Genomic DNA, 20360 nt, shown 5'->3' on the forward strand with positions numbered 1-20360 from the left:
CACCCACACTGAGCCGCGCCGACGCAGCCCCACCCGAGCACCAACCCACGCCGACGCAGCCGCAGACCGACCGAGAAGCCACCCCCGACCTCGACCCCACGGAATGCGGTTCCGCGTCAGTTGCTCCGGTCGGCGAAGCCGGGCGGCAGGTCGCCGGGCGCGGTGTCGATGACGGTCTCGTCGTCGGTGCCGACGTGCTCGAAGAGGGTGATGTGCGCGAACTCCGGCACGACGTAGACGGGGTAGGTCGGCCCCTCGTCGCGGAACCGGCGCATGTCGTCGAGGTGGTCGTTCTGGAACAGGACCGTCCGGGATCCGTCGAGCTCGATCCAGTGCGGGAAGAAGATCGTGCCGTGCAGGACGCGGTCCTCGGGCACGATGTTCACGACGACGCTGGTGCCGGTCGGCTCGTTCCACGAGACCTTGAAGACCCCGCGGCCCAGCCCGACGAGGTCGACCTCCTGGTCCTTCACCCAACGGCCCCCGACCATGCCGGTGTGGATCCGGTAGTCGATCGTCGTGGCGTTCTTGACGTACATCTCGTACTGCCAGCCGTTGGCGTACGTGTAGATGAGCCGGTGGCCGACGATCGCGTCCAGGTCCTGCTCGGGGGCGGGGTGCTCGATGCTCGTGCGGGTTCCCATGCCTCCAACTCTCGCACCGACGAGATGGGCCCACCTGCCCGAGCTCGACGAGGGCGGACGCCGACACCCCGCCCCCAGGTCCGGCACCTAGCCGACCAGAGCGCGCTCAGGCGTCGAGGACGGCGAGCACCTGGTCGCGGCGCGGCAGGCCCGAGGCCCGGCTGAGCACCGTCCCGTCGGGCCCGACGACGAGGACCGTCGGGGTGCGCATGATGTTCAGCCGGCGCACCAGGTCGAGGTGGGACTCGGCGTCGACCTCGACGTGGGCGACGTCGGGACGGGTCGCCACGACGTCGCTCAGGAGAGCACGTGTGGCACGACAGGGGCTGCAGAAGGCGCTCGAGAACTGGACGAAGGTCAGCCGGTCACCCAGCGGGCCGCCGATCTCCTCCGCCGTGAGCACCTCGCGCGGCTCCGTCGGCACGTCGGGCGACGCACCCGGGTCCGGCTCCTGCACTCCCCCGACGGCCACCGACGACGCTGGCGCGGCGGACGCGGGGGTGGAGAACCGACCGTCACGACGTCGCAGCAGCAAGGCCACGAGGCCGGTCGCTGCGAGGGCGACGAGCAGGACGATCACACCGGTCACTCCTCCAGGCTACGCCGCCGCCGGTCGCCCCACCTCGGCGTCCGACGGGGCGGAACACGGGCCCTAGACGGTGAGCACCGCCAGCGACGCCCCGACGTGCACCGCAGGCCCGACGAGCGCCACCGACACCGCCGCCGGGAAGGCCCACGTCTGCGGACCGGGCAGCGCCCCGATGCTCCAGGCACGCCCCAGCACCTGCCCGAGGAGGGCGCACCCGGCCGCGGCGCCACCGACCGCGAGCCCCAGCACCCACGTGCCGATGCCGTCGACGGTCGCGGAGACGAGCACGCCGGTGAGTGCACCCGCCGTCACCGCAGCCGACCCGAGCAGCACCCGGTCGCCGGGCACCGACCACACCAGGAGGGCCACGGAGAGCGCTGCGGCGGCCATCGCGACGACGTCGATCGAGGCCGACTCCCCCGACGCTGCCACCCATCCGGCGGCGCACGTGGCGACGACGCCGACGAGCACGGTGGCAGCCACGGCCCGCACGAGGTCCTCGCGGCCGTCGCGGCGCAGCATCTGCCCCACCAATCCGGCGAAGACGACCACCGCCGACCCGAGCATGACGCCGGAGAACACGCCGGCCGAGATCAACGCGTCCTCGGTCGCCACGGTGCCGTCGGTGCCCCGCAGCAGCTGCGGGTCCCAGGCGACGGCGGTGGCGACGACGCTGCCCGCGACGACGGGCACGAAGGTCGTCGGCCGCGGACGCTCACCCGCACCGTGGGCGGGCGCCGTGCCGACGAGCACCTGCACGACGAGGACGCCGACCGCGACGAGCCACAGCTCGTCCGTGGCGACCGCGAGCGCCAGCAGCCCCGCCAGGGCGGCCGAGAGCAGGGACGGGGCGAGTCGAGGCATCCTCGCATGATGCCAGGCGTCGGGGTGCGCCCCGCTCCGCTCGGCCCAGGACTCAGGGCCCAGGACTCAGGGCCCAGCGCTCAGCCGCCGGCGAACGGCGGCAGGAACTCCACGAGAGCCCCGTCGTCGAGACCCACCTGGGTGCGGTCGCGACGCCCGACGGGCACCTCCCCCACGAGGACGGAGCACATGTCGAGCACGGCGCGCAGCCGCTGGTCGCCGTCGTGTCGGCGCACCGCCTCGTCGACGGCCTCCGCGAGGGTGCCGGCCGACACCTGCTCGCTCTCGACCCCGGCCGCGGCCCGCGCCGCAGCCCAGTAGCGCACCGTCACCACGGGCGTCGACGCCCCGTCCGCCTGCCGGTCACCTGCCGGTGTGACGTCGTTCTCTTTCGCGACACCTCGTGGTGATTCGTCCGACACATGCACTAGTCTGGGGCATGCGACGAGGCCACGGTGATTTCACCTGGCCTCTTGTCATAAGTGCGAGCCGCGGGCACGGCGCCCGCGGCGGACCGACGGAGGGACCGCAGTGTCACACCTCTTGCTCCTGACCAAGAGCACCCAGTCCTCGGTGGAGGTGCTGCCCGCCCTCGCGCTGCTGCCCCACCACGTCAAGATCCTCCCGGCGGAGGCCAGCGCGCTCATCGACGCGCCACCCTCCGACGCCGTCCTCGTCGACGGCCGCCACGACCTCGCGCAGGTCCGCAGCCTCACCCGCGTCATCCGCACCACGGGGATCGAGTGCCCCCTGGTGCTGATCCTCACCGAGGGCGGACTCGCCGTCGCCGCCTCCGACTGGGGCATGGACGACGTCATCCTCACGACCGCCGGCCCGGCGGAGCTGGAGGCCCGGCTGCGGCTGGCCATCGGCCGCGTGGCCGCCGGCCAGGGCGCCGAGGACGACTCCCACGTCATCGCCTCCAGCGGTCTCGTCGTCGACGAGGCCACCTACACGGCCAAGCTGGAGAACCGCACGCTCGACCTCACGTTCAAGGAGTTCGAGCTCCTGAAGTTCCTCGCCCAGCACCCGGGCCGGGTCTTCACCCGCCAGCAGCTGCTGCAGGAGGTGTGGGGCTACGACTACTTCGGCGGCACCCGCACGGTCGACGTCCACGTCCGACGGCTGCGCGCCAAGCTGGGCACCGAGCACGAGACGCTGATCGGCACCGTGCGCAACGTCGGCTACCGCTTCGTCGCGACGACGGCGGAGGCCGACGAGCCGGCCGCGCGCCGCAGCACGTCGGTGCCCGGGCCGGGCGCCCGCGCGTAGCGGACGCCGGATGGACCGCATCAGCGCGCTGGACCTGGTCGCGCTGGTCCTCGACGAGGGCACCTACGAGTCCTGGGACCAGCCGATCGACGTGTCCGGATACTCACCGGACTACCGTGCGGCCGTCGAGAAGGCGGCACAGCGCTCGGGCTGCGACGAGTCGATCATCACCGGTCGCGGTCTCGTCCGCGGCCGCCCGGTCGCGTTCGTCCTCAACGAGTTCGGGTTCCTCGCCGGCTCGATCGGTCGTGCCGCGGCACAGCGCATCGTCTCGGCCGTCCGGCGTGCCACGGCCGAGGGCCTGCCGCTGCTCGCCTCGACCGCCTCGGGTGGCACGCGCATGCAGGAGGGCACGCCCGCGTTCGTGCACATGGTCGACATCTCCCGCGCGATCATGGACCACCGCGCCGCCGGCCTGCCGTACCTCGTGCACCTGCGGCACCCGACCACGGGCGGCGTGTTCGCGTCGTGGGGGTCGCTGGGCCACATCACGGTGGCCGAGCCCGGCGCTCTCGTGGGGTTCTTGGGGCCGAAGGTCTACGAGCTGCTGGAGGGGCGACCGTTCCCGTCCGGGGTCCAGGTCAGCGAGAACCTCGCCCGACGCGGCATCGTCGACTCCGTCGTGCTGCACGAGGAGCTGCCGTCCGTCGTCGACCGTGCGCTCGGCCTGCTCGTCGACCCCGTCACCGACGCGACCCGCACCCGACGTCCGGGCGTCGAGCCGGGCACGCCGCGGCGTCACGGCACGTGGGAGTCGATCGAGATCACCCGCGCCGAGCCGCGGGTGGGCGCGCGCGACGTGCTGCGCCACGGCAGCGACGCCACCGTGCGGCTCCAGGGCACCGAGGAGGGCGAGCGCGACACCGCGATGCTGGTGGCGTTCGCCAGGCTCGACGGCGTGCCGTGCGTGGTGGTCGGGCAGGACCGCACCACCCAGACCCCGGCCAACCCGATGGGCCCGGCGGCGCTGCGCGAGGCGCGGCGCGGCATGCGCCTGGCCGCCGAGCTGGGCCTGCCGCTCGTCTCCCTGATCGACACCCCGGGCGCGGAGCTGTCGCCCGGCGCTGAGGAGGGGGCGATCGCCGGCGAGATCGCCCGCTGCATCGCCGCGATGTCGACGCTGGAGGTGCCGTCGGTGTCCGTGCTCCTCGGCCAGGGCAGCGGAGGCGGGGCCCTCGCCCTGCTGCCCGCCGACGTCGTGGTCGCCACCGAGAACGCGTGGCTGTCGCCGCTGCCGCCCGAGGGGGCCAGCGCGATCGTGCACGGCGACGTCGACCACGCACCGCAGATGGCGCAGCAGCAGCGCGTCTCGGCCCTCGACCTGCAGGAGACCGGCACCGTGCACCACGTCGTGCCCGAGCCGGAGGACGACTCGCCCGAGGCCCTGGCGCGTGCGGTCGCGGCGGAGGTCGGCCACCAGCTGCGCGGGCTGCTCGACGCCCGCGGCGCGAACGGTCTCCCCTCGACCCACGCCTAGGCTGGGGCGGGTGAAGAACTCTCGCGACCGTCGGTACGGCGGCATGGTGCTCGTCTGGACGGTCGTCGGCGTCCTGTTCACGTTCGTCACCGGCAACCCTGTCTGGGCCGGCGCGTTCCTCGCGATCGGCGTCGCGCTCGCCGAGTCCCAGCGCGGCGAGACCGAGCCCACGACCTCCACCCCGGCAGCACCCGCCACCGCCGGCGAGGAGCCCGCGGACGACCACGAGCTGCTGGCCCTGAACCACGCCGCCCACCAGACCGACGGGGTGGAGCCGTTCAACGAGGCCACCCGCCTCGCCGTCGGCGCCGGTGACCCGCTGCGCGTCGACCGGGTGCTCGACGGTGGCGTCGCAGCCGCCGTCGCCGTGGGCGACGCTCCGGTGGAGCTCGCGGTGCACCCCGACCACCGGCGCCAAGGTCGCGGTCGCGCCCTCGTGAGCGAGCTGCTCGACGCCGGGGAGCACCGGTTCTGGGCGCACGGAGACCTGCCCGCGGCGCAGGCGCTCGCGTCGTCGCTCGGGCTCGAGCCGGTCCGCACCCTGCTCGTGCTGCGCCGCGAGGGCGGCGAGCCGGTCGTCGAGCAGGTCCCCGCCGGCACCACCATCCGCACGTTCCGGCCCGACGACGCCGACGCCGTCGTCCGCGTCAACGGTCGCGCCTTCGCCCACCACCCGGAGCAGGGTGCGATGGACCGCGCCGACTTCGACCGGCGCGCCGCCAGCGACTGGTTCGACCCCGAGGGCCTCTTCGTCGCCGAGGACGAGCAGGGCCAGGTGGTCGGGTTCCACTGGACGAAGGTCGAGGCCCCCGCCTGGGGCGAGCCGCCGGTCGGCGAGGTGTACGTCGTCGGCGTCGATCCCGACCACCACGGCGGCGGGCTCGGCACGGCGCTCACCGCCCGCGGGCTGCGACACCTGGCCGATTCGGGCGTGGACGTCGTCGACCTCTACGTCGAGGGCGACAACGGCCCCGCGCTCGCGGTGTACCGCAGGCTCGGCTTCGTCGAGCGGGCGCGCGACGTGCTCTACGCGCGGCCCTCGGCTAGCTGAGCCCGCGCTGCAGGGCCGCCGCAGCGCGACGCATGGCGCGCGGCGCCGAGCGCCCGATGCCGACCATGTTGGCGAAGCCGTGGATGAGCCCGCTCTCCTCCACGTGCTCGACCTGCACGCCCGCCGCGCGCAGGTGCTCGGCGTAGGCCGTGCCCTCGTCGCGCAGCGGGTCGAAGCCGGCGGTCACGACGTAGGCGGGCGCCACGCCGTGCGCGTCCTGACGCAGCGGTGAGAGCCGGTCGTCGGCGCGGTCCTCGTCGCCCGCGAGGTAGTTCTCCTCGCACAGGTCCATGAACGCCTTGGTGAGCAGGAAGCCCTCGCCGAGACGGGTCCGGCTGGGCCGCTCCTCGACGAAGTCGGTGGCCGGGTAGATCAGCAGCTGGAACGCGGGCGCGACGACGTCGTCGGACCGGGCCGCGTGCTGCGCGACGAGCGCCGACAGGTTGCCTCCGGCGCTGTCGCCGCCGATCGCGATCGCGCCCGGCTCGATGCCGAGGCCCGGCGCGTGCTCGGTGACCCACCGCCACGCCGCCCAGACGTCGTCGAACCCGGCAGGGAACTGCGCCTCGGGAGCCAGCCGGTAGTCGACCGAGACGACCCGCACCTGCGCCTCCTCGGCGAGGAAGGAGCACACGGCGTCGTACGCGTCCAGGTCGCCGTAGACCCAGCCGCCGCCGTGCAGGTAGACGAGCGCCGGCGACCGGCCGCTGAGCCCGCGCGGCGTGTAGAAGCGCAGGCCGACCGGACCCTCCGGCCCGTCGATCGTGCGGTCGGTGACCGCGCCGACGGGCTGACGACCGCCCAGCATCCGGAACGCCTCGGTGTACACGCGACGGCCGCGGGTGATCGACAGCGTCTCCACCGCCGGACCGTTGAGACCCATCACCCGCAGCAGCAGCTGCATCTCGGGGTCGAGCGTGCGCCCGTCGACCTCGACCGGTCGGCCGGCGAGCCGCCGGACGGCCGGGGTCGGGAGGGAGAAGAGGGCCTGGGCACCCTTGGCCTGCACCAGCGCCAGCAGGTCCGACGTCGTCACCATGCGCGCAACATAGCGCGCCACCGCCCCCGACGGGGCGCTTCGCCACGCAACGCGGCGACCCCGTCTGCCACGCCCTGCGAGACGGACAGCTGCGTCGTTCAGACGACGTTCACGTCGTCTTGCCACAATGTCCGCGTGGACACCACCGATCTGGACCTGCCTGCGGTCGAGAACCCCTCGTCGCCCGACGAGTTCGACGTCGACCCGCCGTACGAGCCCGTCGACGACGCGCTGCCGGCCGACCGGTTCCTCGACCGGGAGCTGTCGTGGATCGCGTTCAACGCCCGCGTGCTGGAGCTCGCCCAGGACCCCCACCTACCGCTGCTCGAGCGGGTGCGGTTCCTGTCGATCTTCGGCAGCAACCTCGACGAGTTCTTCATGGTCCGCATCGCCGGCCTCAAGCGCCGCATCGCGGCCGGCGTGGCGGTGCCGTCCGCGAGCGGCTTCCACCCCAAGGACGTGCTCGCCAACAGCCTCGAGGCCAGCCACCGTCTGATGGTCGAGCAGGCGCGGACCTTCGTCGACGACGTCGTGCCCGCGCTCGCCGACGCCGGCATCCACCTCGTCCGCTGGGACGACCTCGACGCGCAGGAGCGCGAGGAGGTCGCCGCCACCTACCGCGAGCGCGTCTTCCCGGTGCTCACCCCGCTGGCCGTCGACCCCGCCCACCCGTTCCCGTACATCTCGGGCCTATCGCTGAACCTCGCCCTCGTCCTGCGCAACCCCGAGACCGGCAAGCAGCACTTCGCGCGGGTGAAGGTGCCGCCGATCATCGACCGCTGGATGGTCACGAGCGCCGGCCGCCACGTGCCCCTCGAGGACGTCATCGCCGCGCACCTCGACCTGCTGTTCCCGGGCATGGAGATCGTCGCCCACCACGTCTTCCGCGTGACCCGCAACGAGGACCTCGAGGTCGAGGAGGACGACGCGGAGAACCTCCTCAAGGCGCTCGAGAAGGAGCTGCTGCGCCGTCGCTTCGGCCCGCCGGTGCGCCTGGAGGTCGAGGAGTCGATCGACGAGGAGGTGCTCGACCTGCTCGTCACCGAGCTCGGCATCCGCCACGGCGAGGTCTTCCGCCTGCAGGGTCCGCTCGACCTGCGCAGCCTCGGCGAGATCGCCGACCTGGACCGTCCGGAGCTCAAGTTCGACCCGTTCGTGCCCGGCACCCACGAGCACCTGGCCGAGGTCGAGACCGCCAGCCCGGCCGACCTGTTCGGCACGCTGCGTCGGCGCGACGTCCTCGTGCACCACCCGTACGACTCGTTCGCCACCAGCGTGCAGAGGTTCATCGAGCAGGCCGCCGCCGACCCGCACGTGCTCGCGATCAAGCAGACCCTCTACCGCACGTCGGGCGACTCGCCCATCATCGACTCGCTCGTCGACGCCGCCCGCGCCGGCAAGCAGGTGCTCGTGCTGGTCGAGATCAAGGCGCGCTTCGACGAGCAGGCCAACATCCGCTGGGCCCGCAAGCTCGAGCGCGCCGGCTGCCACGTCGTGTACGGCCTCGTCGGCCTGAAGACGCACTGCAAGCTGGCGCTGGTCGTCCGCGCGGAGCCCGACGGCCTGCGCCGCTACGCCCACCTCGGCACCGGCAACTACAACCCGAAGACGGCCCGCCTGTACGAGGACTTCGGGCTCCTCACGAGCGACCCGGACATCACGAACGACCTGCTCGAGCTGTTCAACTCGCTGTCCGGGTTCGCGCAGCAGGGCGACTACCGGAGCCTCATGGTGGCGCCGTCGGGCCTGCGCGAGGGTCTGCTCGAGCGCATCCACCAGGAGATCGCCCATCACCGCGCCGGCCGACCCGCAGGGATCGCGTTCAAGGTGAACTCGCTCGTCGACGAGGCCGTCATCGACGGGCTGTACGAGGCGTCGCGCGCGGGCGTGCCCGTGCGCCTGGTCATCCGCGGGATCTGCACCCTGCGTCCGGGCGTGCCGGGGCTGAGCGAGAACATCGAGGTCCGCAGCGTCCTCGGTCGCTTCCTCGAGCACAGCCGCGTGTACTGGTTCGGCGGCGGAGGCGAGCCGGAGGCCTGGATCGGGTCGGCCGACCTGATGCACCGCAACCTCGACCGTCGCGTCGAGGTGCTGGTGCGGGTGCCGAGCGAGGAGCACACGCAGGTGCTCGGCGACCTGCTCGAGCGCATGGCCGACGACGAGACCAGCTCCTGGCACCTCGGCGCCGACGGCACCTGGACCCGCCACCCCTCGGGCCGCGACGTCCAGGCCGAGCTCATCGCCCGCGCGAGGAAGCGCCGCAGCCGCCTCTCCTGACAGCACCGCGTCACCCGACCCCCAGCGTCTGCGTGGGGTGGTCTCGATACGTCACCTCACGTCTCGTCCCTCGGCGGAGGCGACTACTCGACCAGCGGAACCCACCGCTGGTCGAGTAGCGGCACGCGCGACGAAGGAGCGCCGTGCCGCGTATCGAGACCACCCGGCAACGGCCCAGCGCGAGCCGGCTCCCAGCGAACGCCCAGAGTGGTCTCGATACACCTCCCCTCGCTGGCGCTCGTGGAGGCACTCGACCAGCGGAGGGTTCCGCTGGTCGAGTAGCAGGGACGAGCGTGCGAAGTCCCTGCGTATCGAGACCACCCGGCAACGGCCCAGCGCGAGCCGACCCCCAGCGAACGCTTGGAGTGGTCTCGATACGCCACCGCCAGCTCCTTCGTCGCAGCGTCGTCTACTCGACCAGCGGAGGGTTCTGCTGGTCGTCAGCAGGCGGCGAAGAGGAGGGCGCCGGTGCCGAGCATGAGGACGGTGCCGTCGGCGGAGCGGTCGAAGGACAGGCTCACGGTGGCCTGGTCGACCGCGACCTCCGGGTCGCGCAGCTCGTCCTCGACCTGGCCGGAGCGTCCGACGAACGGACCCGTGGCGAGCCGTTCGCGCACCGGCGCCTGACGACGCGCACGGGCGACGTCGTCGAACGTCATCGCGAAGGTCGCGGTCTGCGCGCTCGGACCGGAACCGCCTCCGTCGGTGAGCGCCCGGCCGCTGTAGACGTAGCCGGCGAGCCGTCCGGCGCGCGCCTGGGCGGCCTCCGCCTGGTCCGCCGACTCGGCCGGGACGGCCGCGTCCTCGCACCCGAGCGAGCCGGCCTGCAGCAGCACCGTGTCGGCGTCCGCCAGCGGCGCGGCCGTGTCGACAGCGCGACGCACCGACGTCAGTGCGGGCGCGCGACCCGTCGCGGCACGGACGACCTTCTCGACCGCGGCGGAGTCCGACCCCGCGACCAGCAGCCCGGCGCGCCGCAGGAGCCGCACGTCGGCGAGCTGGTCGCCCAACCCGGTCGTCCCCAGCACCTCCGCCGACGCGGTCCAGCGCCCGCCGCCCGCGTCGGCGAAGCCGGCGCGCCGGAAGCCCGCCTCGAGCCGGCTCCAGGACAGGTCCGGACCTGGCGCGACGACGAGCACGCCCGCAGCCGTCGGGTCCTGCACGTACGCCTCCCACGCCACGTCGTCGCTCGACCAGCCGAGCGCGTTCGGGACGGCGTCGCCGAGGTCGTCGAGCACCGACCGGGTGGTGAGGTCGCGCGCGCCGGGGTCGTCCGAGCCGACGTCGCGGATGCGCTGCCAGTCGGTGAGGCCGAGCACGGTCGTGCCCGCAGGGGCGGCAGCGAGGGCGGCAGCGAGCGGGCTGCGCACCTCCGCCCGGGCGGTGCCCGAGACCCACCAGCCCGCGGCGATCACGACGGCCAGCACCACGACCGCGACCAGCGGGTCGCGCACCCGTCGGAGCACCGCACACCTCCTCGCGCATCGGCCCGTCACCGTCCGGACACCTAGGACGTGAACAATACGAGGCATGGCACGTGAACGTCCGCTGACCGCCGCCGGAGCCGTCACCTGGAGGCGCTGCGCGCCGCGTCCGGGCTCGTCGGGGAAGCGGGGCGTCGAGGTGCTCCTCGTCCACCGTCCGCGCTATGACGACTGGACCTTCCCCAAGGGCAAGCCGGACCCGGGCGAGGACCTCGTCGCCACCGCCGTGCGCGAGGTGGCGGAGGAGACCGCCCAGCTCGTCCGGCTCGGCCACCCGCTCCCCGACACCCGCTACCGCGTGGCCGGCGGCCCGAAGCGGGTGAGCTACTGGGCGGCCCGCGTGGTCGGCGAGACCGCGACGCCCTTCACGCCGAACCGCGAGATCGACGACCTGCGCTGGGTGCGCCCGGGCGACGCCCGCAGGCTGCTCAGCTACGAGCACGACCTCGACCTCCTCGACGCGTTCCTGGCCCTGCGTGACGTGAAGGCGCACCGGACCCGCACGCTCGTGGTGGTGCGTCACGGGAAGGCGAAGGCGCGTGAGCACTGGCGTCGCGACGACCTGCTGCGTCCCCTCACGCCGAGCGGTCGTGGCCGGGCCGACGCCCTCGTGCCGCTGCTCGAGGCCTATGGCGTGCGCCGGGTCGTGTCGAGCCCGGCGCGACGCTGCGTCGACACCGTCGCGCCCTACGCCGAGCACCACGGTCTCGAGCTGCGGCACGACGCCCGGCTGTCGGAGGAGACGACCGAGGACGACGTGCGTCGCGCGGTCGCCGACGTGCTCGCGGAGAAGTCGCCGGCCGTCGTCTGCGGACACCGGCCGACCCTGCCGTGGGTCTTCGAGGCCCTCGGGCTGGACGCTCCGGAGCTGGCTCCGGGCGAGGGCGTGGTGCTGCATCTGCGTCGAGGCGTGGTCGTCGCAGATGAACCGTTGGGGAGACCTGCATCACCCCGCTGACCTGCGACGGGAGCCCATCCTTCGCTCGTCGTTCACCCTGCGTTCACCCACGGAGGACCCCCGATACACCTCTGCTCCTTAGCGTCGCCGACGACAGAAGCCTGTGATCATCGAAGGGACACCCCCTGTGAACCGCACCACGCTGCGCGTCGCCGCCCCCGCGGCGCTCGCCCTCACCCTCGCTCTCGGACTCTCCGCCTGCGGCGCGTCCAACGAGGGCGGCTCGGGCTCCGGCTCCGACTCCTCGCTCTCCGGCACCCTCAACGGCGCCGGCGCCAGCTCGCAGGAGGCCGCCGTCGACGCCTGGACCGCCGCGTTCCAGACCGCCAACAGCGACGTGACCGTCAACTACGACCCGGCCGGCTCCGGCGCGGGCCGCGAGCAGTTCATCGCCGGCGGTGTCGACTTCGCCGGCTCCGACGCCTACCTGGACGACGACGAGCTCGCGCAGGCCAAGGAGCGTTGCAACGGTCCGGTCGTCGAGGTCCCCACCTACGTCAGCCCGATCGCGGTCATCTACAACCTCGACGGCGTCGACGACCTGCAGCTCTCCCCCGCCACCATCGGCGGCATCTTCGAGGGCAAGATCACCAAGTGGAACGACGCGGCCATCAAGGCCGACAACCCCGACGCCACGCTCCCGGACACCGACATCACGCCGGTGCACCGCTCGGACGACTCGGGCACCACGAAGAACTTCACCGCCTACCTCGACGCCGCCTCCGGTGGCTCGTGGACCGGCGGCGAGGTCGAGACCTGGCCGATCAAGGGTGGCGAGGCCGCCCAGGGCACGTCGGGCGTCGTCCAGTCCGTCACCAACGGCTCCGGCACGATCGGCTACGCCGACGAGTCGCAGGCCGGCGACCTCGACAAGGCCAAGGTGAAGGTCGGCGACGAGTACACCGAGGTCACCCCCGAGGCCGCCGCCAAGGTGCTCGACACCGCCACGCAGGTCGAGGGCCGCGACGCCACCGACATCGCGCTCGACATCGACCGCAAGACGGAGGAGTCCGGGGTCTACCCGATCGTCCTCGTGTCGTACATGATCGGTTGTGAGTCCTACGACGACGCCGCCAAGGCCGACCTCGTCAAGGGCTGGCTCGAGTACGTCACCAGCGAGGAGGGTCAGAAGGAGGCCGCCGACAAGGCCGGCTCCGCCCCGCTGACGTCGGAGTTCTCGGGCAAGGTCGCCGAGGCCGTCAAGGCCATCAAGGCCGCCAGCTGATCGGATCCGGTCCCCGCCGCCTGTCCCTTCGAGGGCAGGGGCGGGGACCGGACCTGCTCCACCACCACCCCTCCAAGCACTGGGAAGGACCGTCGTGACCTCGCAGCTCGCCCCCGAGCCCGCCAAGGCCCGCCGAACCCCGACGCGCCCCGGCGACCGAGTGTTCTTCGGCATCTCCTTCGGCGCCGCCCTCGTCATCCTGCTGACGCTCGCGGGCGTCGCCATCTTCCTGACGGCCGAGGGCATCCCCGGCGTCACCGCCTCGGCCGACGAGGTGAAGAGCGGGCTCTCGTTCCCCGCGTACGTCGGCCCCCTGATCTACGGCACGCTCCTCGCGGCCGTCATCGCGCTCGTGCTGGCCGTCCCCGTGGCGATCGGGGTGGCGCTGTTCATCTCCCACTTCTCGCCGCGTCGGCTCAGCGCGGTCTTCGGGTACGTGATCGACCTGCTCGCGGCCGTGCCCAGCGTCGTCTACGGCGCCTGGGGCATCATCTTCCTCGCGCCGACGATCGTGCCGTTCTACCGCTGGCTGTTCGAGAACCTGGGCTTCATCCCGCTGTTCGCGGGCCCGCCGTCGGCCACCGGCAGCACGATCCTCACCGCCGGCATCGTGCTCGCGATCATGGTCCTGCCGATCGTGACCGCCATCTGCCGCGAGATCTTCCTGCAGACGCCGCGCCTGCACCAGGAGGCCGCGCTCGCGCTCGGCGCGACCCGCTGGGAGATGGTCCGCATGGCCGTCTTCCCCTACGCACGCTCGGGCATCGTCTCGGCGTCCATGCTGGGTCTCGGCCGCGCGCTGGGCGAGACCATGGCCGTCGCCATGGTGCTGTCGCCCGCGCTGGTCGTCACCCCGAACCTCATCAGCTCGACCAACCCGAACACCATCGCGTCCAACATCGCGCTCAGCTTCCCCGAGGCCAGCGGACTCACGGTCAACGCGCTGATCGCCTCCGGCCTCGTCCTGTTCGTCATCACCTTCGCCGTCAACTTCGCCGCCCGCGCGATCGTCGACCGGCGCAAGGACTTCTCGGGAGCCAACTGATGACCACCACCGACCCCCGTCCCCAGCGTGACCGTGACGCCGAGGAGCTCCTGAGCTCCCTGCGCGGCAACACGCTGCCCCTGTGGGCGCCCCGCGTCGTCGTGGGCATCGCCGCCACCGTCGCGGTGCTGGGTGCCCTGAGCAGCCTCGGCATCGTCCGCGGTGTGCTGCTGGGCTGGCTGCTCACGTTCGCGCTGCCGATCTGGTCGCGCGTCGTCGAGGGCTCCCGCAAGGCGACCGACCGGCTCGTCACGCTGCTCGTCTACTCGGCGTTCGGCCTCGCGCTCATCCCGCTCGGCAGCATCATCTGGACCGTCTTCTCGCGCGGCCTGTCGGTGATGTCGGGCGAGTTCCTGACCTTCTCGATGCGCAACGTCGTCGGCGAGGGCGGCGGCATCTACCACGCGATCATGGGCACCCTGCTGATCACCGGGGCCGCGACCCTGATCAGCGTCCCGATCGGCCTGTTCACGGCGATCTACATCGTCGAGTACGGCGACGGGAACCGGGTCTCCAAGGGCATCCGCTTCCTCGTCGACGTGATGACCGGCATCCCGTCGATCGTGGCCGGTCTGTTCGCCTACGCCCTGTTCGTCCTGTTCTTCGGCGAGGGCGTCCGCATGGGCATCGGCGGCTCGGTGGCCCTCTCGGTGCTGATGATCCCGGTGGTCGTCCGCTCGAGCGAGGAGATGCTGAAGCTTGTGCCGAACGAGCTGCGCGAGGCGTCGCTCGCGCTGGGTGTGCCCCAGTGGCGCACGATCGCCAAGGTCGTGGTGCCGACGGCACTCGCCGGTATCGTCACCGGTGTGACCCTCGCGATCGCGCGCGTGATCGGCGAGACCGCTCCCCTGCTGATCATCGCCGGCGCCACGGACTCCACGAACTTCAACCTGTTCGACGGACGCATGGCCACCCTGCCGGTGTTCGCCTACACCTCCATCCGCTTCCCGGGCGTCCCCCCGGAGTTCAGCATCGACCGAGGGTGGGGCGCCGCGCTCACGCTGCTCGTCATCGTCATGCTGCTGAACCTCGTCGCCCGGCTCGTGTCCTTCTTCTTCTCTCCCAAGGGCGAAAGGTAAACCCCGATGGCCAAGAGCATCGACGTCTCCGACCTCAACATCTACTACGGCGACTTCCTCGCCGTGGAGGGCGTCAACATCGCCATCCCGGCGCGGTCCGTGACCGCCTTCATCGGCCCGTCGGGCTGCGGCAAGTCGACCTTCCTGCGGTCGCTGAACCGCATGCACGAGGTCATCCCCGGCGCGCACGTGCAGGGCAAGGTGCTGATCGACGGCGAGGACCTCTACGCCGACGAGATGGACCCGGTGAACGTGCGTCGCATGGTCGGCATGGTCTTCCAGCGTCCGAACCCGTTCCCGACGATGTCGATCTACGACAACGTCCTCGCGGGCCAGAAGCTGAACAGCAAGCGGATGAAGAAGTCCGAGTCCGACGCGATCGTCGAGCGCTCGCTGCGCAGTGCCGGCCTGTGGGCCGAGGTGAAGGACCGTCTCTCGCGTCCCGGCTCGGGCCTGTCGGGCGGTCAGCAGCAGCGTCTGTGCATCGCGCGGGCCATCTCGGTGGAGCCCGAGGTGCTGCTCATGGACGAGCCGTGCTCGGCCCTCGACCCGATCTCGACGAGCGTCATCGAGGACCTGATCCACGAGCTCAAGGAGAAGTACACGATCGTCATCGTCACCCACAACATGCAGCAGGCTGCGCGGGTGTCGGACGAGACGGCGTTCTTCAACCTCTCCGGTGTCGGCAAGCCCGGCAAGCTGGTCGAGTCGGGCCGGACGGAGAAGATCTTCTCCAACCCCGACGAGGAGGCCACCGAGGCCTACATCCAGGGTCGGTTTGGCTGACCCCGACGGGCGCTCAGCGCCCGAGCGGGTCAGCCAGGTCGAGTGGTGCGCGCCGAAGGCGCCTCGCTATATCGAGACCTAGGAAGAGTCCAGACCCCCGCAAGCCCACGACGCCCGCTCCCCCTCCCGGGAGCGGGCGTCGTCGCGTGTGGGGGAGCAGATTCCCAGGTCGACCTGGGAATCTCCCACTTGGCACGGTTTCCTCAGCCGCGCACGGAAAGCAAGCCGTGCACATCACCGATTCCCAGGTCGACCTGGGAATCTTCCACAGGGCGCCAGCTAGGGGAGGAAGAGGCGGGCGACGAAGTAGAACGCGGCCGCCACGCCGGCGGCGGCCGGGATGGTGACGATCCAGGCGGTGACGATGCCCTTGGCCACGCCCCACCGGACGGCGCTGAACCGCTTGGTGGCGCCGGAGCCCATGATCGCCGAGGTGATCGTGTGGGTCGTCGAGACGGGGGCGTGCAGGCCGATGGCCATGACGTACAGGACGGTCGCGGCCACGCCCTCGGCGGCGAAGCCGCGGGGCGGGTCGAGGTCGATGATGCGACGGCCGAGGGTGCGCATGATGCGCCAGCCGCCGGAGTAGGTGCCAGCCGCGATGGCGGAGGCGGCGGCGACGATGACCCACAGGGGCACGTCGGAGCCGTCTTCGAACCCGCCGGCGACCAGGGCGAGGACGATGACGCCCATCGTCTTCTGCGCGTCCTGCAGACCGTGGCCGAGCGACATGCCCGCGGCGGAGACGGTCTGCGCGTGCCGAAAGCCGCGGCTGACCTTGCCGGGGTTGGCGCGCCGGAAGATCCACATGATGGCGGTCATCAGGGCGAACGCCCCGACGAAGCCGATGAGCGGCGAGGCGACCATCGGGATGGCGACCTTCTCCACCAGCGTGCCCCAGTCGACGGTCGTCGACGACGCCGCACCGGCACCGACGATGCCTCCGATGAGGGCGTGCGACGACGACGACGGGATGCCGAAGTACCAGGTGATGAGGTTCCAGGTGATGGCGCCGACGAGCGCGGCGAGCACGATCGTCAGGCCGTGGGCGCGGTCGATGGACACGCCCGACGACACCTGGGAGTCGATGTCGATGATGCCTTGGATGGTCTGCGCGACGCCCACGCCGAGCAGCGCACCGACGAAGTTGAGGACGGCGGCCATGGCCAGCGCGATGCGCGGTGTGAGGGCGCGCGTGGAGATCGAGGTGGCGATCGCGTTGGCGGCGTCGTGGAACCCGTTCGTGTAGTCGAAGACGAGCGCGATGACGACGACGGCGATCACCATCGCCAGGACGAGGTCCATGGCTCAGGACTCCTTGACGGCGATCTGCTCCACCGTGTTGGCGACCGACTCGAGTGCGTCGATGGCGTGCTCCAGGGAGTCGACGACGTCCTTGAGCTTGAGCACCTCGAGCGACTTGTAGCCGCCGCCGAAGAGGTCGGCGAGGATGCGTCGGTAGGAGCGGTCGCCCTGGTTCTCGAGCCGGTTGATCTCGATCCAGTACTCCTCGAGGTCCTTCATGGTGCGCAGGCGCGGCATGGCCTCGGCGGTGAGCTGGCAGGCGCGCTGGAGCACCTCGACCTGCGCGGCCAACTGCGCGGGCAGCTCCTTGATCTCGTAGAGCCCGATGAGGTCGACGGTCTCCTCCATGAAGTCCATGACGTCGTCGAGGCTGCTCGCGAGGCGGTAGATGTCCTCACGGTCGAACGGGGTCACGAACGTGGAGTTGACCCGCTTGACGATCTTGTGGGTCGTCTCGTCGGCCTGGTGCTCGGCGTCGCGCATCTGCTCGGCGAGGGCGGTGCGGTCGACGTCGGGGTCGAGCACCTGCGCGAGCAGGTTGGCCCCGTCGACCAGGTGCGACGCCGACTCGGCGAAGAGGTCGTAGAAGGTGGTCTCCACCGGACGGATGCGGAATCGCACTCCAAGGCTCCTGTCGGGTCGGTTCAAGCCGAGACAACTGTAGGTGCTGGCGTTCACCGGGTGTCAATCGGCTGGACTCCCGAGAACGGGTCAGTGGACGTCGAGGCCGAGGAACGCGTCGATCTCCGCCTGCGACATGGGCGTCTCGCGCCCGGACGCGGCGATGATGAGCCGGCTGGTCAGCTCGATCTCGTCGAGCACGTCGTCGTCACGGAGACGATCGTCGAGGGGCTCGAGCACGAGAAGCTCCACTGCTGGCAGGGGTGGGGAACCGCCGGGGGACGGTGCTTCCAGGGTAACGCGCCGTCTTACCTGTCGGGCCGGCTTCGCACGATTGGGGCGCCCGCCCCACGTCCCGTCCCGACGCTGGCAGACTGGGCCTCGCCAGGGCCTCTAGCTCAACTGGCAGAGCAGCGGACTTTTAATCCGCGGGTTGTGGGTTCGAGTCCCACGGGGCCTACCGATGCCGTCGTTCTCGTCGCGCCCGAAGCGGATCCGGCGCGGCGAGGCCGAACCGAGAGCGCCCCTGCTCTGTCGTCCGGCGACGACGCAACGCGCGACGCGGAAGTGCGGGATGGTTGTTCCATGGAGATCGAGGCCTTGGGTCGCGCAGGGAACGTCCAGCTGGCTCGAGACCTCGGACGGAAGTTTCCCGGACTGTTGATCCAAGGAGACACGTTGCGGATCTTGCTCTCCGACTTGGAGGAAGAAGCCCCGGAGAGCTTCGCACTAGAGACCGTCCGGGACTGGATAGCCACGTACGAGGAGCTCATGGCTCAGCGTGGCCTGAGACTGCCGTACTGATCGGCGACGACACGACGGCAGGTGAGCGGTCGACCGCGCTCGCCGCTCCGATCGCCGAGGCGCGGAACTCCGCCGACGAGCACCTGCTCAACGCCCAGCTCGAGCCGGGCACCTTCCCGCGCCGCGGACGTCGCGGACGGAATCACTGCACCTGCGACCAGTCCATGGCGAGGACGTCGTCGATCACTGCGACGTACTGGGAGCGGTCGAAGCGGGCGGACCAGACCTCGGCGTTGTAACCGGCGAACGGCTCGTACGTGACCTGCCAGCCGATCTCGCGCCACTCGACCGCGTCGTCACCGACGACGACCTCGGTCGTCAGCGCGCCGCAGTCCAGGTCCCCGCAGGGGCACTCGAGGAGCACGACGCGACCGTCCTCGAATGCGGGTCCGAAGGGCGCCCACGGCGTCCCCTGACGCCCGAGCAACCGGTCGAGTCGGGTGCGTTCGAAGCGCGGGACGAACGTCGGCAGATCGGAGCGGTCACCGCGCAGACGCAGCAGCAGCTCGCGCCGCTGGTCCTCGTCCGCCGCAGCGTAGAGGGGCGTCGTCGAGGTGGGGTCGCCGACGATCTCCCCGAGAGGAACTCCGTTGATCGTCCACTCCAGGACTGCCGTCGCAGACTCGTCCTGTCGCGAACGCTGGTCGCCGTCGAGGAGTGCGACGCGACTCGTCTGCACGCCCAGTCGATCCATGACCGAAGGCTAGGGCTCACCGGCCTGCGTCGCACCCACCGGACCGAACGCTCGCCACGGCCAAGACCGCGTACCGCCGCAGGACAGCTGCCGTCATTGACAAGAAGCGTCGGACGCGGCCATCCTGGTCGGTTGCCTCAGCCGAGGGGACGGCGCGCGGCTGTCTGTCGCCCGCCCTCATCTCGTGAACGAGGTCGACACATGTCCAGGAGAGCTCGACGGTCGGCCCGCCGAAACCCGACGTACGTCCCGCCACTGCGGTTCTGGGTCGGTCCCAGCGGTGAGATCGGCTACCCGCCCGACCTGGCGGGCTGGCCCGCGCCGCGCTCGTCAGGTCCAGCACAGCCCGCGCTCCCCCGCACCGAGGTCACCGGTGTGGAACCAGGGTCGCTGGCGGACGCTGCGGCCAGCGGCGACCGGCCGACCTCCTCCTGCCCGACGGCAGCCAGCCGTACACCCACCACCTCCGCATCGAGCACTTCGCCTACACCTTCGTCCCCGTCCCGACCCTGACGCTGGTGCTGCCCCCGTCGTCGGACGACGGCCCGTCGACGCGGGTGCGATTCGTCGACGCGGTGGTGACCGACTGGACGACCGAGGCGAGCTACTCCCCCGACGACCCGAACGACGAGCTGTGCGAGCTCCGGTGGGACGGGTGGCGGACGTTCCTCCTCGACTTCCTGAGCTTCAAGATCATCGTTCGCGCGGGCCGTCTCGACGTCGAGGTGATCGAGTAAGCCCCGGCGAGCTGGCTGCGCACCGCCACCACCGTTCGAGCAACACGTCTCTCGTCGTGCCACCCGGCTGAGTGCCGTCGAGGTCAGCCGGCTCGGGTGCGACGGGCGTTGGTGCGTCGGGTGCGCAGGGTGCGGTGGGTCTGGTGCGTGTCGGGGTCGATGGTGAAGAACCCCTGGTGCACCGCTGCGTGACATCTCGGACAGAGCCCGATGAGGTTGGCGAGGTCGGTGGGGCCGCCGTCGGACCAGTACTCGATGTGGTGGACGTGGACGACGGGTCCGTGGCAGCCGGGTCCGGCGCAGGTTCCGTCTTGTCGGTTGACGACGGCTTTTCGTTGGTGGGGTGTGGCGAGGCGGTGGGTGCGGCCGACGTCGAGGACGGTGTGCTTGCCGGCGGTGAGGATGGGGG

22 protein-coding genes and 1 tRNA gene are annotated in these 20360 nt (G+C 71.5%); 12 read left to right on the forward strand and 11 right to left on the reverse strand.

The genetic code is table 11. The annotated features are described in order from the left end of the window. Positions 1–116: 116 nt before the first annotated feature. From A6Q81_RS11765 to A6Q81_RS11780, 4 genes are all read right to left on the reverse strand, one after another. Positions 117–644, reverse strand: coding sequence for a phenolic acid decarboxylase (locus A6Q81_RS11765; RefSeq protein ID WP_067860114.1), 528 nt, complete (start codon positions 642–644; stop codon positions 117–119). Between the two features lie 106 nt (positions 645–750). Continuing rightward, positions 751–1233 (reverse strand): thioredoxin family protein, encoded by a 483-nt coding sequence (locus A6Q81_RS11770; RefSeq protein ID WP_286690555.1) that lies wholly within the window; start codon positions 1231–1233, stop codon positions 751–753. Between the two features lie 63 nt (positions 1234–1296). After that, entirely contained in the window at positions 1297–2097 is an 801-nt protein-coding gene (locus A6Q81_RS11775) for a hypothetical protein (RefSeq protein WP_286690556.1), read from the reverse strand. Between the two features lie 80 nt (positions 2098–2177). Further along, on the reverse strand, positions 2178–2429 hold the full coding sequence (locus A6Q81_RS11780) for a MoaD/ThiS family protein (RefSeq protein ID WP_236749749.1): 252 nt from the start codon (positions 2427–2429) through the stop codon (positions 2178–2180). 199 nt (positions 2430–2628) lie between these two features. Between A6Q81_RS11780 and A6Q81_RS11785 the strand changes: the two genes are divergently transcribed. The 3 genes from A6Q81_RS11785 to mshD are packed head-to-tail and all read left to right on the forward strand — an operon-like array spanning position 2629 to position 5897. Next, a complete protein-coding gene (locus tag A6Q81_RS11785) occupies positions 2629–3369 on the forward strand; it encodes a winged helix-turn-helix transcriptional regulator (RefSeq protein ID WP_067860123.1) in 741 nt (246 codons plus the stop codon). A 10-nt stretch (positions 3370–3379) separates the two neighbouring features. Beyond that, positions 3380–4846 carry a carboxyl transferase domain-containing protein gene (locus A6Q81_RS11790; RefSeq protein ID WP_067860125.1) on the forward strand — a complete coding sequence of 489 codons (1467 nt, stop codon included), beginning with the start codon at positions 3380–3382 and terminating at the stop codon, positions 4844–4846. Positions 4847–4856: 10 nt separating this feature from the next. Then, positions 4857–5897 carry a mycothiol synthase gene (gene mshD / locus A6Q81_RS11795; RefSeq protein ID WP_286690557.1) on the forward strand — a complete coding sequence of 347 codons (1041 nt, stop codon included), beginning with the start codon at positions 4857–4859 and terminating at the stop codon, positions 5895–5897. Here the strand turns inward: mshD and A6Q81_RS11800 are convergent. Beyond that, positions 5890–6936 (reverse strand): alpha/beta hydrolase, encoded by a 1047-nt coding sequence (locus tag A6Q81_RS11800; RefSeq protein WP_286690558.1) that lies wholly within the window; start codon positions 6934–6936, stop codon positions 5890–5892. The two genes, mshD and A6Q81_RS11800, sit on opposite strands and share 8 nt — an antisense overlap. Positions 6937–7071: 135 nt before the next feature. On the opposite strand from A6Q81_RS11800, the gene A6Q81_RS11805 reads away from it, so the two are divergent. Continuing rightward, positions 7072–9213, forward strand: coding sequence for an RNA degradosome polyphosphate kinase (locus A6Q81_RS11805; RefSeq protein ID WP_502692817.1), 2142 nt, complete (start codon positions 7072–7074; stop codon positions 9211–9213). 440 nt (positions 9214–9653) lie between these two features. On the opposite strand, the gene A6Q81_RS11810 is transcribed toward A6Q81_RS11805, so the two are convergent. After that, entirely contained in the window at positions 9654–10679 is a 1026-nt protein-coding gene (locus A6Q81_RS11810) for a hypothetical protein (protein ID WP_286690559.1), read from the reverse strand. A 64-nt stretch (positions 10680–10743) separates the two neighbouring features. On the opposite strand from A6Q81_RS11810, the gene A6Q81_RS11815 reads away from it, so the two are divergent. The 5 genes from A6Q81_RS11815 (at position 10744) to pstB (ending at position 15790) form a co-directional block, all read left to right on the forward strand. Further along, complete coding sequence (locus tag A6Q81_RS11815; protein ID WP_286690560.1) at positions 10744–11655, forward strand: NUDIX hydrolase; 912 nt, start codon at positions 10744–10746, stop codon at positions 11653–11655. Positions 11656–11782: 127 nt separating this feature from the next. Beyond that, the gene (gene pstS, locus A6Q81_RS11820; RefSeq protein ID WP_067860133.1) at positions 11783–12880 is read left to right on the forward strand and encodes a phosphate ABC transporter substrate-binding protein PstS; all 1098 of its coding nucleotides are present in this window, start codon (positions 11783–11785) and stop codon (positions 12878–12880) included. Positions 12881–12974: 94 nt separating this feature from the next. Further along, positions 12975–13925 (forward strand): phosphate ABC transporter permease subunit PstC, encoded by a 951-nt coding sequence (gene pstC, locus A6Q81_RS11825; protein ID WP_067860135.1) that lies wholly within the window; start codon positions 12975–12977, stop codon positions 13923–13925. Further along, the gene (gene pstA, locus A6Q81_RS11830; protein ID WP_067860137.1) at positions 13925–15004 is read left to right on the forward strand and encodes a phosphate ABC transporter permease PstA; all 1080 of its coding nucleotides are present in this window, start codon (positions 13925–13927) and stop codon (positions 15002–15004) included. The genes pstC and pstA overlap by 1 nt, the downstream gene beginning before the upstream one ends. 6 nt (positions 15005–15010) lie before the next feature. Next, the gene (gene pstB, locus A6Q81_RS11835; RefSeq protein ID WP_067860139.1) at positions 15011–15790 is read left to right on the forward strand and encodes a phosphate ABC transporter ATP-binding protein PstB; all 780 of its coding nucleotides are present in this window, start codon (positions 15011–15013) and stop codon (positions 15788–15790) included. 279 nt (positions 15791–16069) lie between these two features. Here pstB and A6Q81_RS11840 read toward each other — a convergent pair whose 3' ends face one another. The 3 genes from A6Q81_RS11840 to A6Q81_RS11850 form a co-directional block, all read right to left on the reverse strand. After that, positions 16070–17095 carry an inorganic phosphate transporter gene (locus tag A6Q81_RS11840; protein WP_286690561.1) on the reverse strand — a complete coding sequence of 342 codons (1026 nt, stop codon included), beginning with the start codon at positions 17093–17095 and terminating at the stop codon, positions 16070–16072. A gap of 3 nt (positions 17096–17098) precedes the next feature. Further along, positions 17099–17716, reverse strand: coding sequence for a DUF47 domain-containing protein (locus tag A6Q81_RS11845; RefSeq protein WP_286690562.1), 618 nt, complete (start codon positions 17714–17716; stop codon positions 17099–17101). A gap of 90 nt (positions 17717–17806) precedes the next feature. Next, positions 17807–17956 (reverse strand): hypothetical protein, encoded by a 150-nt coding sequence (locus A6Q81_RS11850; RefSeq protein WP_169795973.1) that lies wholly within the window; start codon positions 17954–17956, stop codon positions 17807–17809. 147 nt (positions 17957–18103) lie between these two features. Between A6Q81_RS11850 and A6Q81_RS11855 the strand changes: the two genes are divergently transcribed. Then, a tRNA-Lys gene (locus A6Q81_RS11855) sits at positions 18104–18176 on the forward strand. Between the two features lie 125 nt (positions 18177–18301). Then, on the forward strand, positions 18302–18520 hold the full coding sequence (locus A6Q81_RS11860) for a DUF6959 family protein (protein ID WP_067860145.1): 219 nt from the start codon (positions 18302–18304) through the stop codon (positions 18518–18520). A gap of 142 nt (positions 18521–18662) precedes the next feature. Here A6Q81_RS11860 and A6Q81_RS11865 read toward each other — a convergent pair whose 3' ends face one another. Further along, the gene (locus A6Q81_RS11865) at positions 18663–19214 is read right to left on the reverse strand and encodes a hypothetical protein (protein ID WP_286690563.1); all 552 of its coding nucleotides are present in this window, start codon (positions 19212–19214) and stop codon (positions 18663–18665) included. Between the two features lie 518 nt (positions 19215–19732). On the opposite strand from A6Q81_RS11865, the gene A6Q81_RS11870 reads away from it, so the two are divergent. Next, on the forward strand, positions 19733–19951 hold the full coding sequence (locus A6Q81_RS11870) for a hypothetical protein (protein ID WP_286690564.1): 219 nt from the start codon (positions 19733–19735) through the stop codon (positions 19949–19951). An 83-nt stretch (positions 19952–20034) separates the two neighbouring features. On the opposite strand, the gene A6Q81_RS11875 is transcribed toward A6Q81_RS11870, so the two are convergent. Continuing rightward, a partial coding sequence (locus tag A6Q81_RS11875) for an HNH endonuclease (RefSeq protein WP_286690565.1) occupies positions 20035–20360 on the reverse strand: 326 nt, incomplete at its 5' end.

Origin of the sequence: Aeromicrobium sp. REDSEA-S38_B2 (assembly GCF_001628525.1) — a bacterium.
Classification (GTDB): domain Bacteria; phylum Actinomycetota; class Actinomycetes; order Propionibacteriales; family Nocardioidaceae; genus Aeromicrobium; species Aeromicrobium erythreum.

Excerpts from the sequence above, each read along its gene's own strand:
- A6Q81_RS11860 (WP_067860145.1), top strand. The coding sequence starts at position 18,302 with ATGGAGATCGAGGCCTTGGGTCGCGCAGGGAACGTCCAGCTGGCTCGA.
- A6Q81_RS11790 (WP_067860125.1), top strand. The coding sequence starts at position 3,380 with ATGGACCGCATCAGCGCGCTGGACCTGGTCGCGCTGGTCCTCGACGAG.
- A6Q81_RS11815 (WP_286690560.1), top strand. The coding sequence starts at position 10,744 with ATGGCACGTGAACGTCCGCTGACCGCCGCCGGAGCCGTCACCTGGAGG.
- A6Q81_RS11765 (WP_067860114.1), bottom strand. The coding sequence starts at position 644 with ATGGGAACCCGCACGAGCATCGAGCACCCCGCCCCCGAGCAGGACCTG.
- A6Q81_RS11840 (WP_286690561.1), bottom strand. The coding sequence starts at position 17,095 with ATGGACCTCGTCCTGGCGATGGTGATCGCCGTCGTCGTCATCGCGCTC.
- pstA (WP_067860137.1), top strand. The coding sequence starts at position 13,925 with ATGACCACCACCGACCCCCGTCCCCAGCGTGACCGTGACGCCGAGGAG.
- A6Q81_RS11775 (WP_286690556.1), bottom strand. The coding sequence starts at position 2,097 with ATGCCTCGACTCGCCCCGTCCCTGCTCTCGGCCGCCCTGGCGGGGCTG.
- A6Q81_RS11865 (WP_286690563.1), bottom strand. The coding sequence starts at position 19,214 with ATGGATCGACTGGGCGTGCAGACGAGTCGCGTCGCACTCCTCGACGGC.
- A6Q81_RS11800 (WP_286690558.1), bottom strand. The coding sequence starts at position 6,936 with ATGGTGACGACGTCGGACCTGCTGGCGCTGGTGCAGGCCAAGGGTGCC.
- pstB (WP_067860139.1), top strand. The coding sequence starts at position 15,011 with ATGGCCAAGAGCATCGACGTCTCCGACCTCAACATCTACTACGGCGAC.